A 12,830-nucleotide genomic window follows, 5' to 3' on the forward strand; every position below is an offset into this window, starting at 1 on the left:
CGCTGCCATGTCTGAGATCCCCCCCGAGGCGGACGCCCCCGCCGAGCCCGAGAGCAAAAAGGACCAGATCGTCGCGCTCTACCTGTCCGGCGTCGAGACCGTCGAGGAGCTCGCGCTCCTCACGCAGTCGCGCCCGAGCTACGTCGGGACCGTCCTCCAGGAGGCCGGCCTCGGCCCCGGCTACTTCGACCTCTACACGTCGACGTCGCAGCCGATGAACGTGTACTCGAAGTACTTCGCCGGGGCGCTCGGCTACCGCGACGTCGAGGCCGCCCGGCGGAGCGTCGCCGTCATCGACCGGCGCTACCGGCAGTTCGAACTGGCCGGCGACCGGGCCGGGCAGCACCACGCGCTGCTGATGGCACTGACGATGTTCGACCGCGCGCGATGGACCGGGAAGGACGCCGAGGCCGATCCGTTTCGCCGGTGGCTCGTCGCCCACCTGACCGATCAGGAGGCGGACTGAGCGAACGCCTCCGCGCAGCGGACGGCCCACGCGACGGCGCCGGCCACGTCCGCCTCGGTCGGCCCGCCGTCGATGTCGTGGAGGCCCTGCGCCTCGGTCGCGCCGCCCGCGCGCAGGAGGCCGACCAGCTTCTCGGCCGCCGTCTGGTAGTACGGGTCGTAGTCGCGGTCGCCCAGCCCGCAGACGCCGAACTGGAGTCCCGAGAGGTCCGGCGACACGGCCTCCAGTGACTCCACGAAGTCGACGGCGTTGTCGGGGAACGTGCCGTCGGACCACGTGCACGTGACCGCGATCAGTTGGTGGTACTCCTCGAGCATCTCGGGGTACGCCTCGGCCATGTCGAGCAGGTGGACGGCGAACCCGAGCTCGCCGAGGGCCTCAGCCACGGCGTCGGCCACGACCTCCGAGTTGCCGGTCTGCGTGCCGACCAGGATCAGGACGTCGGGCTGGGCGGCGTGGAGATCGAGCATGGCAGGCGATGGGTCAAGGGGGATGGGTGAGACGCCTTCGCCCCTCACCCATCCCCCTTCACTCGTTGCTCAGTCCTCCGGGTCCAGGATGGTCTCGATGCGCGCCTGGAGGTCGAGGAGGTGGTACCGCTCGGCGCGCTCGTTCTGGGCGCGATAGCGCGGGAGCGCCGCCTCGATCGACTCCTCCAGCGTCAGGAGCGCGCCCCGGGCGAGGGGCCGGACGTCCGAGCGCTCGATGTCCTGCGGGCGATAGTCGTAGGCCCGCTCGAAGAGCGGCTCCGGGATCGCCGTCGGGTTCTCGTTGAGGAGCTCGCCGAGCCGGTCGACGTAGGCGCGCTGGAGCGAGCGCCGCGCCGGGTCGATGCTCCGGCCGGGGCCGATCTCCGAGAAGATGCCGGCCTGGAGGTCGTCCATCATCTCGGCCGCCGGGTACGCGTCGTCCGTGAGCCACTCCGCCTCGGCGAGCCGCCCGAGGCGGACGGGCTCGAGCAGCCGCGTCAGGGCCGACTCCTGGAGCCGCTGGACGCGGTCGGCCGTCCCGCCCGGCTCGATCCGGCCGAGGAGGTCGGTGTCGAGGAGCCAGTCCGGCGTCGAGAACGCCTCGTCGACGAGGAAGGCGACGGCGGCCCGCTGGCGCTCGGCCGGGACCGGCTGGTACACCGGGCCCTCCTCGCCCACCAGCTTCGGGTCGATCGTCACGCCGCCGACCTGCCGGCCGACGTGGCCGAGGTAGCGGCCCCACTGGCCGACGACCTGGCCGTAGAGCTCTTCGAGGTCGTCGTAGCTCTCGCCCTCCTGCGTGGTCCATTCCTGAAGGCGCGGGACGATCCGCTTGAGGTTGGCGAGGCCGAGCTCGGACGCGTAGACGGCGTCGTCGCCGAGGTCCTCGCTCTGCGAGCGCGGGTCGACCGGGTCGAACGTCTGGGCGCCGTAGCGGAGCGCGGGGTCGTCGCGGATCTCAGCGACCATGGCCTGGAGCCGCTGGCGCTCCTCCTCCTCGCTGTCGGCATCGGGGAAGTAGGTGTAGCCCCACTTGATGGCCCAGATGTCGTACTCGCCGATCCGCGGCATGAGCTGCGTCACGCCGTCCCCGGGCTGGGCGACGTAGTTGAACCGCGCGTAGTCCATGATCGATGGCGCCGTCCCGCGCTCGGCCGTGAACGTCGGGCTGCGGAGGCTGTCGACCGGATACGCGGTCGACGAGATCCAGTTGTGCGGGAGCCCGAGCGTGTGGCCGACCTCGTGGGCCGAGACGAACCGGACGAGTTCGCCCATCACGGCCTCGCGGAACTTCGGCGCGCGGGCGTCCGGGTTCACGGCGGCCGTCTGGACGAAGAACCAGTTCCGCAGCAGGTTCATCACGTTGTGGTACCACCCGATGTCGGACTCGAGGATCTGCCCGGTGCGGGGGTCGTGGACGTGCGGCCCGTAGGCGTTCTGCGTCTCCGACGGGAAGTACCGCACGACCGAGTAGCGCGCGTCCTCCGGGCTCCAGTCGGGGTCGTCGACGGGCGCGTCGGCAGCGCGGATGGCGTTGCGGAAGCCGGCGGCCTCGAAGGCCACGTTCCAGTCCTCAATCCCCTGCTTGATCGGCTCGCGCCACTCGGCCGGCGTCGCGGGGTCGACGTAGTACACGATGGGCTCGACGGGCTCGACGAGCTCGCCGCGGGCGTAAGCCTCGGGGTCACTGGGGACCAGCTTCCACCGCGTGATGTACTCGCGCTCCTCGGCGCGCTGGGCCGGGAGGCCGTAGTCGGTCTGCTCGATCGAGAAGTAGCCGACGCGCGGGTCCGCCCGCCTCGGGCGCATCGGCTCGGCCGGGAGGAGGATCATCGAGTGCGACATCTCGACCGACAGCGTGTTCGTCGACGCGTTCTCCGGCGGCTCGCCGGCGTCGTAGGTCAGGACCGAGCGGATCTCGACGTTCTCGGGGTAGGAAGCGGCCCGGGCGAGGAACGAGCGGTCCTCGTCGAGGCGGCGGACCTTGAACTCCTCGCGGGCGCCGGACGGGATCCCGAACACGCGCGTGTCGCCCGTGAACGTGTCGGTCATGTCGACCACGACCGACGTCGAGTCCGGCCCGAGCGCCTCGATCGCGACGCGGGCGATGATGGGCTCGAACTGGGCCGCGCGCACGGCGCGGTAGATCGGGAGGCTGTCGGGGGCCACGCTCTGGTACTGGACCGTCCGGAGCAGGACGTGGTCGCCCTGGCGCTCCCAGCGGACGGCCTGCGTGTTGACCTTCGAGCCGCCGTACTGGAAGCCCTCGGTCGTCTTCGCGAGGCGGGACACGACGAGCATCTCGCGGCCGAAGAGCGAGTCCGGGATCTCGACGAGCAGCTTCTCGCCCTCGTCGAAGAGGTGGACGTCGAAGAGGCCCTCGTCCGTGGCGGCGTCGTCCGTGACGACCTCGTCGTAGGGCTTGAACGTGTCGTCGTCCTCCGACTCCGCCGACTCGCCGCCCGAGGCGACGGGGGCCGTGGACGAGCAGCCGGCGACGAACGCGAGCGCGAACAGGAACGTGAACCAACGGGACATGAGGACGGGGGTGGGTGGGACTACTGGGCGACGCCGCTGCGCACGGCGATGAGGCGGTCGGTGAAGCGGCGCGGGTCGGCGAGGTAGACGTAGGCCGTGAAGAGCGAGGCCGCGCTGAGGCCGGGCGTCTCGACGGCGACGCCCTGGTAGCCATAAACGTAGCGCCCCTGCTTGAGGAGGAGCGTGGCCGCGTAGCGACCCTCCGCCTCGACCCACGTCATCTCGGACTCCGGCGTCCGCTGCCAGCCGTTGAACGAGCCGACGACGTAGACGCGGCGCGGCGACTGGCGACTCTGCGGGGGGACGTACTGGAACTTGACCTCGACGTACTGCCCGTCGACGTCCGCCCGACCGACGTCGCGGTAGACGCTCCCGACGAGGGGGATAGAGGCGATGACGGCCTGACGGACGTCGCCGCCGAACTCGGCGTAGTCGAGGTCGAGGAGAGCCGTCGGCGGCGTCGTCGTCCGGTCGACCTCGAGCACCTCAGTGTTGACGCCGAGGAAGCCGAGGTCGAGTTCGAACAGGGCCTGCTGTTCCGGGAAGGCGGCCGTCCGCGGGAGGTAGAACTGGTAGAGGGCGAGGTCGACGAGCGACGGCTCGGGCGCGCAGCGGAAGTCGTCGGTCCGCCCGTTCCGCCCGAAGCAGACGGTGTAGCGCGAGCCGTCGAACTCCTGGAGCCGAGGATCCGGCCGGAGCCGGGCCGCGGGCTGGACGGCGAACCCGACCGACCCGTCCTGCACCGTCGCGCCGAATGCGAGTTCGACCTGGGCCAGCTGCTCGCTGACGAAGAACGGCACGTCGAACAGGAGCCGGCCGTCGCCGTCCCGAACGATGGCCCGGTAGTTCCCGCTGACCTTGAACCCGATGTTGGCGTTCGGGAAGTCGTAGCTGTAGTGGACGTACGGGACCTGGACCGACGACGTCGAGCGCTCGTAGTCGAGGATCTGGTCGCTCTCAAAGCCTGTGAGGTACTCGCTCGGCAGGAGCTGCGACCGCCCCTGCCGGTCGGTGTGCACGAACCGGATCTCGAGCGGCGCGCCAGCCTCTTGCCCCACGAGGTCGAACTCGAGCCGGAGCGACTGCTGGGCGTCCAGCGTCACGACCGGGAGCGTCGCCTCGTCGCCCGTCTGGTGGAGTTGGAGCGCGCCGACGCGCGGGTCCGAGATGATCGTCTCGCCGACCCGGGCCGGCGGCGCGGTCTCGGTCGTCCCCGACGTCGCCGCCTCCTCAGGGAGCGCGCAGCCCGCCACGACGAACAGGGCGGCGAGCGTCAGAACACGGGGCGAGAGCATCAGGGGCGGGCGTCGGATCGACGAAGATAGGCGGAGGCTCCGCCAGCGACCGGCGCCACGCGACGCGGCGGGCGCGGTCGCGGACGAGGGCGGCGAGGCTGCGAGGCCCCCCGTCGGCGAACGCCACGTCGAGGCCGTCGTAGAGACGCGCGCTCGCCGTCCGGGCTCCGGCCCGGTACGCCGTTGTGCCCTGAATCAGGCGGAGCCCCCGTCCGGCCTCGGCCGCCTCCGCCGAGTCGAGGCCCGCGAGGAGACGTTCCGGGCACCACGTCCGCGCGAGGGCCCACGCCTCCAGCGGGCGGTCGGCGGCCGACAGCCGGAGCGCGGCGAGGACCGGCGCCTCGACACGGAGACGGTCGGGGACGGAGTCGGGCGGCGTCGCAAGCCAGAGGCGGAGCCCGTCTCGAGTCAGCGCGGCCCGCTGCCGAAGGATGAGACGGCCGAGAGCATCGACCGGCGCCAGCGAGTCGGCGGCGGCCCGGTACGCCGCCTCGGCATCTCGGCCGAGGAGGCGGCGGACGTCACCGAGGTGGACCAGGGCGGCGGCGTCGGGGAGGCTGTCGACGATGGCCTCGGCGCGGCGGAAGTCGTCGGGCGTCGCGCGCCCCCCCGTTGCCAGCCGGGTCCGCAGGGCGCCGTCGAGGGCGGAGACGCGGAAGGGGTTTGCCATAACGGCCCGTTCGTACGCGGCCCGAGCCGTCCCGACCTCCCCGGCCTCCCACGCCTCGGCGCCCGCGCGGGCGAAGCGGACGTCGGCCGGCACGTGGTGCGGGCAGCGGACCTCGAACAGCGACGGCCGCGAGAACAACCACTGCGCAACCGCCACGGCCTCCGGGTCGACCGGCAGGCGCGCCAGGTCGCGGTTCCACTCCGTCGCCAGCGCCGCCAGCGACTGGCCGAATGACCGGTCGAACCGTCCGGTCCGGTAGGCCTCCCGGACGGGCGCCGCGCCGAACCGATCGAGCAGCCAGCCGACGAACGCCCCGTTCGCCGTGTACGCCACGCCCGCCCGCGCCGTCCAGAACCCGCCCGGCGACATCGTCGCCCGGACCGCCTCGGCCGGGTCGCCCAGGCCGTCGCCCTCGACCGCCCGCCCCGCCGTGACCAGCGCCGCCGGCGACGGCAGCCCGTCGGGCGGCTCGAGCGCGACGGCCAGCCCCTCCACCAACCCGACGGCCGGCGACGCCTTGATCACCGGCATCCCGAACTCCCGCGCCAGCACGTGGACCATTTCGTGCCCGAGCGACGCCTCCACCTCGTCGGCCAGCATGTGGATCTGCGGCGTCGGCAGCCAGACCGGGACGACGCTCGTAATCCGGGACCCGATGAGCGCGGCCTTCGTGTCGGCGTCCGGGTAGAGGTAGACGGCGACCGGGACGTCCGGCCGCACCCCGAGGTGCTCCGACAGCGTCTCGAACCGGTACAGCGCCTCGTCGGCGAGCCGTCGCCGTTCCGCCCCGGGCGTCTCGGGGTCGAGGTGGAGCACGACCGGCCCGAGGTCGACGGTCTCCGACAACACGCGCTGGATCCCCCGCTCGGTCTGCACGATGCCGAGCGGCTGGGCGGCCAGGATCGACACGCCCAGCGCGACGAGCGACGCCCCCCCGAGCCACGTCTCCCTGCGCCCTCCTCCCCGCCGCCACGCGCCGAGCGCGACGAGCGCGAGCGCCCACAGTACCGTCTGTGCCTTCGCCGCGAAGAGGCCGGGGCGCACGGCCAGTTCCTCGTCGTAGATCGGCCCGAGGACGCCGCCGAACACGTGGCTGTAGGTGAACAGCTGCGGATGGAGCCCGAGGTCGAACGCCACGCCGACGCCCGCGATCGCCAGCACCGCCAGCGCGAGCGTCACGCGCGGCATCCGTACGCCGAGCCCCGTCGCCGCGTACGCCAGACCGAGCCCGAACAGCACGCTCGGCGGGACGACCGTCAGGAAGAGCGCGAGCCCGAGCGCGTACCCGCAGTTCGGCCGCCACACGAGAGAGAGCGTCAGCAGCGCGACCGGGACAAGGAGCGCCCCGAGGTGGACACGGGCGAGCGCGCGGACCCCAGCTCCCGAGCGAAACGGGCCGACGGCGCCGACCGCAGCCGTCAGGCAGCCGACGCCGGCGAGCACCGCGCTCGCCTCGGCGTGGAGGATCCCGAAGACGGGGACCGGCCAGAGCGCGACGGCCGCGAGCCCGTAGACGCCAGCGACCCGCCACAGGTGCGGCCGGCTAGAGAATGGGGACGGAGACACCGAGGGCGAGCACCTCGCGCAGTTGGACGTCCGCGCTCACGTCCGCGTCGTAGGCGACCGCCGCGTCGACACGGACGTTGAGGAGGCTGTTCACCTTTAGCAGCAGGACGGTCTCGAACAGCACGTCCGGGGCCTGGTTGGCCACCTGCCCGAACGCCTGGAACATCGACAGACGCGATTGGAGGCGGACGTTGTCCATGATCTTGCGGTCGATGCCGGCTTCCCCATCCACCCCCGCCTGGACGCGGACGGGCTGGTCGAGCGCGTTGCCGTGCACGGGCCGAAGCCGCTCGATCCCCACGACCGTCTCTTTCAGTGCCACCCCCATCCGGAGAAAGGCCCCGCCACCGGGCCGGACGGCGAGGCCGAGGGACTGGCTCATGACGAGCGGCGCGAACGCGTCGGACACCTTGAGTTCCTCGCCCGGAACGACGACGAGCGACGGGTACTCCTCGGCCGTCGGCGTGTAGTCGAAGCCAGGGGCGAACTGGGTACGGAACAGGACCGCCAGCGCCGGCCGGAAGACCCGTTCGGATATCACCTCGGCGGACGCCTCGTATCGCGCCACGTCGATGGCCTTGCGGACGTCAAGCGTGTCTTGCTTCTGGACACCGATCACCAGCCGGAGGGTCTGCTCCGTCAGGAAGTCGCCCACCACGCGGTCGAACGTCCCATCGACCGACGCCGTCCCGGAGAGCGCGTCGACGCCGCCCTCCTGCCAGTTCGAGAACGAGGCCTGGTTGCCCGCAAGGGTGGCCACGAGCGAGGACCGCCAGCCGTCGGCGGCGGTGAGCGTGTCGGCCTCCTGAGCGCGGGGCGCGAGGGCGACCAGGAGCGCGAGGAGCGGGACGAGGCGCATGAGCGGGCGGGCCGAAATACGAGACGAGGCCGCATCACCGGGTGACGCGGCCTCGTGACGTCATGACGTCAGGACGCAAGAGTTAGTCCGCGTTCTTCTTGTCCTGGACGTCGACGCGGATGTCCTGAGCGAGCTGCTTGAGCTCCTGCATGCCCTTACGGACACGGGTGCCGGCAGCCTTGTTGCCCTTATCGTAGAACTTGCTGAAGTCGTCCTCCAGGGAAGCGACGTGGTCCTGGAGCTTGCTGAACATGTTGGCCATGATGTGGCAGAAGGGTTGGGGAAATGTGGGTGCGGGCCAGCCGGCAACCGGCTTCCTGGGCCCGCCAGGGCGGTCAACATAGCCCCGCAGGGCGGGCCGATCAACCCGAAGCCGCCCAAATTGAGCCGTATGGGGCGATTCGAAGAGACCGCGAAGTAGTCAACCCGTTGTCACTATGGCGGATGACCCCTCGGCTTGGCGGAGCGTCACGCGGAGACCGGCGCGCGCGCGGCCTGGAACCGCTACCGCTCGGGCCGCCGCCGAGGGGTCTGGGAACGCCTCCGCCAGCGTCTCGACAGCTCCCCCGCCCTCGACCGACCTCGTGGTGAGAACGGCCAGCGGCACCCCGAGCGCTTCCGCGAGGACGCCCGACGACTCGGCGGCGTCCACCTCCGCCGGCCCCTCCGCTCCTTCCACCAGGGCGGCCACGACCGCCACGACGCCTTGCCCGACGAGGTCACCGAGCCACCCCGTACGCCCCGCGACGAGCGCGCCGTTCGGGCTCTTCAGGAGACCCCGATCCGCGCCCATCACGCGGATGGCAGACACGCCCGCCTCGTTGAGCTCGTGGACGATCTCGCGGTTGAGGTCCCGGATCGCTCGCTCGATGGTCTCGCGGCTCTCCGCGTCGTCCGTCTGCCACACGCCGTCGACCGCCGTCGGCATCCGGCCCAGCGACTCGAGCGCGCGCTCCCCCCGCTCGCCGCTGCCGTGGACGAGGACGAGCCCGCCTTCCCGCGCGGCCAGGTCCTGAGCGAGTCCCGGCACGAACAGCGGGTCGCCGAGGAAGTAGGGGTCGAGGTAGACGACGAGCATGGGGAGTCGAGGCGATCGGTGTGCGAGTGACCAACGCCGCGCTAGCGGTCGGGCTCCGCCCCGCGCATCACCCCTGTGTACGAGCGTCATCCTGAGCGAGTCGAAGGATCGCTTCGCGTGACCCGACCTCCAGCGGGCGCCGGGCGCGTTGACCAGGGATCGTGCTCGCCAGAGATCCTTCGGGTGCGCAGTTCCGCACAGAACGACACCGCGAGGGCGATGCGCCAAGTCATGTCCGAGTCCGCCCGCCTCGGCGTCGAGGCGGGGCGATTCGGAGGACGGACTCGACGGCTGGGTCCGACGACCACGGCCTGTCGAGCCCCGCGAAGTGGAGCCCAAGTTCTCCACACACCTTGCTCATATCAGCTACGTCCCGTGATCTTGGCGGCGGTCCCCCTGCCCCGCCCGATGCCCGAGTTCTGCCACCTCCACTGTCACACGCAGTACTCGCTCCTCGACGGCGCCGCCCGCATCGACAAGCTCATCGGCCGCGCGGCGGAGCTCGGGCACCCGGCCGTCGCCATCACGGACCACGGGAATCTGTACGGCGTCCCGGAGTTCTACACGAAGGCGCAGCGGGCCGGCGTCCAGCCCATCGTCGGCTGCGAGTTCTACGTCACGCCGACCGGGATGGACGACAAGTCCGACCGGACGCGGTACCACCAGGTGCTGCTGGCGAAAAACCTCGGGGGCTACAAGAACCTCATCAAGCTCTCGTCGCTGAGCTACACCGACGGCTACTACTACAAGCCGCGGATCGATCGCGACACGCTGCGGGCCCACTCGGCCGGCCTCGTCGCCACGACGTGCTGTCTACAGGGCGAGGTCCTGCAGACGATCCTCAAGAAGAGCGAGGCGGAGGCCCGGAAGGTGTTCGAGGAGTACCTCGACATCTTCGGCGACGACTACTACATCGAGGTCCAGGACCACGCGATCCCGGAGCAGCGGACGTGCAACGCCGTGCTGATGCGGTGGGCCGAGGAGTACGACGTGACGGTCGTCGCCACGAACGACGTTCACTACGTGGCGCAGGCCGACGCCGAGGCGCAGGACGTGCTCCTCTGCCTCCAGACCGGCAAGGACCTCCACGACCCGAACCGGATGCGGTTCGAGAACGACCAGTTCTTCCTCAAGTCGGCCGACGAGATGCGGACGGCGTTTGGGGCGGGGCTCCAGCAGGGCGTCTTTTCGAGCGCCGCGGCCGTCGACGCCGCGCTCGACGCGAGCCGCGAGATCGCCGACAAGTGCAAGCTGGAGCTGCCGATGGGCGAACTCCTCATGCCCCACTTCCCGATCCCGGCGGCGTTCAACAACGACACGGGCGCCTACCTCCGGCACCTGACGTACGAGGGCGCCAAGCGGCGGTGGCCGGAGATCACGGAGGAGATCCGCGAGCGGCTGGATCTGGAGCTCGGCGTGATCAACTCGATGGGGTTCGACGGGTACTTCCTCATCGTGCAGGACTTTACGACGGCCGCCCGCGACCTCGGCGTGAGCGTGGGGCCGGGGCGTGGGTCGGCGGCGGGGTCGGCGGTGGCGTACTGCCTCGGGATCACGAACATCGACCCGCTCCACTACGACCTCCTCTTCGAGCGTTTTCTGAACCCGGAGCGCGTGTCGATGCCGGACATCGACATCGACTTCGACGACCGCGGCCGGGGCAAGGTCATCGACTACGTCGTCGAGAAGTACGGGCGCGAGTCGGTCTGCCAAATCGTGACGTTCGGGACGATGGGCTCGAAGTCCGTCATCCGCGACGTCTCGCGCGTCCTCGGCGTGCCGCTGCCCGAGGCGGACCGGATCGCGAAGCTGATCCCGGACGGCGTCAAGGTGTCGCTCGACAGCGCCAAGAGCGAGGTCAAGGAGTTCGCCGAGCTGTACCAGCACCAGGACCCCCAGATCCGGAAGCTGATGCACTACGCGACGGTCCTCGAAGGGAGCGCGCGGCACACGGGCGTCCACGCGGCCGGCGTCATCATCGCGCCGGGCGACGTGAGCCAGTACGTGCCGGTGGCGATCCAGAAGGGCAAAGGCGGGGCCGGCGACGCGGTCGTGACGCAGTACGACGGGAAGTACATCGAGGACTTCGGTCTGCTCAAGATGGACTTCCTGGGGCTGAAGACCCTCACCATCCTCGACGACGCGCTCGCGCTCATCCAGGAGAACCACGGCGTCGAGATCGACCTCGACCAGGTGCCGCTCGACGACCCCGACACCTACCGGCTGTTCCAGAAGGGCGACACGGTCGCCATCTTCCAGTTCGAGTCGTCGGGCATGCGGGAGTGGATGCGGAAGCTGAAGCCGACGTCGCTGGACGACCTCATCGCGATGAACGCGCTCTACCGGCCGGGGCCGATGGACCTCATCCCGACCTACATCGACCGGAAGCACGGGCGCGAGCCGGTCGAGTACCCGCACGAAATGCTCCGCGGCATCCTGGAGCCGACCTACGGCATCCCGGTGTACCAGGAGCAGGTCATGCAGATGGCCCAGGTCATGGGCGGCTACACGCTCGGCGGCGCCGACCTCCTCCGACGGGCGATGGGCAAGAAGAAGCAGGAGGAGATGGACAAGCAACGCGTGACGTTCGTCGACGGCGCGCGCGAGAAGGGCGTGCCGGAGGCGAAGGCCAACGAGGTCTTCGACATGATGGCCAAGTTCGCTGGGTACGGGTTCAACAAGTCCCACTCGGCGGCCTACTCGGTCGTGGCCTACCACACGGCCTACCTCAAGGCGCACTACCCGGCCGAGTTCATGGCGGCCGTGCTGACGACGGAAATGGCGTCGTCGGACAAGCTGGCGATCGCGCTCGACGCCACGCGGGCGGCCGGCATCGAGATCCTGCCCCCATGCGTGAACCGCTCGTCGGCCCACTTCACCGTCGAGCACGGGCGGGTCCGGTTCGGGCTGGCGGCCATCAAGGGGGTCGGGCAGGGGGCCATCGAGGCCATCGTCGAGGCGCGCGACACGCACGGCGGGGCGTTCGACGACCTGTTCCACCTCGCCAAGGACCTCGACCTCCGGACGGTCGGCAAGAAGACGCTGGAGGCGCTCGCCTCGGCCGGCGCGTTCGACTGCTTCGAGGGCCACCGCCGGCAGTTCGTCGACGCCGTCGACCTCGCGTGGAGCTACGCGCAGAAGCACCAGGCCGACAAGGCGGCGGGCCAGTTCTCGATGTTCGGCGGGGCCGAGCAGGCGGGGTCGTCGTTCGTCCCGGCCCTCCCCCACGCCGAGCCGTGGACGAAGGGCGAGACGCTCCGCTACGAGCGCGACCTCATGGGGTTCTACGTCTCGGGCCACCCGCTCGACGACTTCGCCGCCGAGGCCCGCGCCTTCGCCTCCGTCCGCCTCGGCGACACGGAGCACGTGATGCACGAGAGCGACCAGACGGCCATCGGCATCGTGACGGAGGTCACGCGGCGGACGACCAAGAGCGGCCGGCCCATCGCGTTCGTGACGATCGAGGACACGACGGGCCAGGCGGAGGTTGTGCTGTTCGCGCAGGTCCTGGAGCGGTGCGGGCACATGCTCCGGGTGGACGAGGTGATGATGGTCAAGGGCAAGGCGGAGACCTCGCGCGGCGACCTCAAGCTGGTGGCGAAGGACGTCCTCCCGATGTGGCGCGTCCGCGAGCAGCTGGTCAAGGCGGTCACACTGCGGATCGACGTGGACGAGGCGACCGAGGCGGACGTGGCCGCGCTCGCCGACCTCTGCCGCCAGCACCCGGGCGCGTGCAAGGTCTACTTCGAGGTGACGAGCCGGGCGATCCCCCGGCCGGTGCGCCTCCACGCGCGGACGGCGGTGGTGGATCTGACGCCGGACCTGATGAAGGGGCTGAGCCGAAGGTTTGGCGCCGACTCGCTCATTCTGGAAAGCGAGGCCTAGCCG

General features: G+C 70.7%; 9 protein-coding genes. 2 read left to right on the forward strand and 7 right to left on the reverse strand.

Going from position 1 to position 12,830, the window contains the following annotated elements; all coding sequences use genetic code 11:
- The first annotated feature begins 7 nt into the window (after window positions 1-7).
- Window positions 8-466, forward strand: a complete 459-nt coding sequence (locus tag BSZ37_RS13630) for a hypothetical protein (RefSeq protein WP_095511078.1) — start codon at window positions 8-10, stop codon at window positions 464-466.
- Here the strand turns inward: BSZ37_RS13630 and BSZ37_RS13635 are convergent.
- The 7 genes from BSZ37_RS13635 to BSZ37_RS13665 form a co-directional block, all read right to left on the reverse strand.
- Window positions 451-936: a flavodoxin domain-containing protein gene (locus BSZ37_RS13635; protein ID WP_095511079.1), complete on the reverse strand. Its 486-nt coding sequence runs from the start codon at window positions 934-936 to the stop codon at window positions 451-453. The two genes, BSZ37_RS13630 and BSZ37_RS13635, sit on opposite strands and share 16 nt — an antisense overlap.
- 69 nt (window positions 937-1,005) lie before the next feature.
- Window positions 1,006-3,474, reverse strand: a complete 2,469-nt coding sequence (locus tag BSZ37_RS13640; RefSeq protein WP_095511080.1) for a zinc-dependent metalloprotease — start codon at window positions 3,472-3,474, stop codon at window positions 1,006-1,008.
- A 20-nt stretch (window positions 3,475-3,494) separates the two neighbouring features.
- Window positions 3,495-4,769 carry a type IX secretion system plug protein domain-containing protein gene (locus tag BSZ37_RS13645; RefSeq protein WP_095511081.1) on the reverse strand — a complete coding sequence of 425 codons (1,275 nt, stop codon included), beginning with the start codon at window positions 4,767-4,769 and terminating at the stop codon, window positions 3,495-3,497.
- Window positions 4,705-7,005, reverse strand: coding sequence for a thioesterase domain-containing protein (locus BSZ37_RS13650; RefSeq protein WP_095511082.1), 2,301 nt, complete (start codon window positions 7,003-7,005; stop codon window positions 4,705-4,707). The genes BSZ37_RS13645 and BSZ37_RS13650 overlap by 65 nt, the downstream gene beginning before the upstream one ends.
- A complete protein-coding gene (locus BSZ37_RS13655) occupies window positions 6,983-7,864 on the reverse strand; it encodes a DUF3078 domain-containing protein (protein ID WP_095511083.1) in 882 nt (293 codons plus the stop codon). Before BSZ37_RS13655 ends, BSZ37_RS13650 begins: the two co-directional genes overlap by 23 nt.
- A gap of 82 nt (window positions 7,865-7,946) precedes the next feature.
- Window positions 7,947-8,126, reverse strand: a complete 180-nt coding sequence (locus BSZ37_RS13660; RefSeq protein ID WP_095511084.1) for a histone H1 — start codon at window positions 8,124-8,126, stop codon at window positions 7,947-7,949.
- Window positions 8,127-8,285: 159 nt separating this feature from the next.
- The gene (locus tag BSZ37_RS13665) at window positions 8,286-8,942 is read right to left on the reverse strand and encodes an amino acid kinase family protein (RefSeq protein WP_095511085.1); all 657 of its coding nucleotides are present in this window, start codon (window positions 8,940-8,942) and stop codon (window positions 8,286-8,288) included.
- A gap of 408 nt (window positions 8,943-9,350) precedes the next feature.
- Here BSZ37_RS13665 and dnaE point away from each other — a divergent pair, with 408 nt between their 5' ends.
- Window positions 9,351-12,827: a DNA polymerase III subunit alpha gene (dnaE, locus tag BSZ37_RS13670; RefSeq protein WP_095511086.1), complete on the forward strand. Its 3,477-nt coding sequence runs from the start codon at window positions 9,351-9,353 to the stop codon at window positions 12,825-12,827.
- Window positions 12,828-12,830 lie beyond the last annotated feature (3 nt).

Origin of the sequence: Rubrivirga marina (assembly GCF_002283365.1) — a bacterium.
Lineage (GTDB): Bacteria > Bacteroidota > Rhodothermia > Rhodothermales > Rubricoccaceae > Rubrivirga > Rubrivirga marina.

What these genes read in the sequence shown, in the direction of transcription:
- BSZ37_RS13635 (WP_095511079.1), bottom strand. Translation starts at nt 936, where the DNA reads ATGCTCGATCTCCACGCCGCCCAGCCCGACGTCCTGATCCTGGTCGGC.
- BSZ37_RS13655 (WP_095511083.1), bottom strand. Translation starts at nt 7,864, where the DNA reads ATGCGCCTCGTCCCGCTCCTCGCGCTCCTGGTCGCCCTCGCGCCCCGC.
- BSZ37_RS13630 (WP_095511078.1), top strand. Translation starts at nt 8, where the DNA reads ATGTCTGAGATCCCCCCCGAGGCGGACGCCCCCGCCGAGCCCGAGAGC.
- BSZ37_RS13640 (WP_095511080.1), bottom strand. Translation starts at nt 3,474, where the DNA reads ATGTCCCGTTGGTTCACGTTCCTGTTCGCGCTCGCGTTCGTCGCCGGC.
- BSZ37_RS13665 (WP_095511085.1), bottom strand. Translation starts at nt 8,942, where the DNA reads ATGCTCGTCGTCTACCTCGACCCCTACTTCCTCGGCGACCCGCTGTTC.
- BSZ37_RS13645 (WP_095511081.1), bottom strand. Translation starts at nt 4,769, where the DNA reads ATGCTCTCGCCCCGTGTTCTGACGCTCGCCGCCCTGTTCGTCGTGGCG.
- BSZ37_RS13660 (WP_095511084.1), bottom strand. Translation starts at nt 8,126, where the DNA reads ATGGCCAACATGTTCAGCAAGCTCCAGGACCACGTCGCTTCCCTGGAG.
- dnaE (WP_095511086.1), top strand. Translation starts at nt 9,351, where the DNA reads ATGCCCGAGTTCTGCCACCTCCACTGTCACACGCAGTACTCGCTCCTC.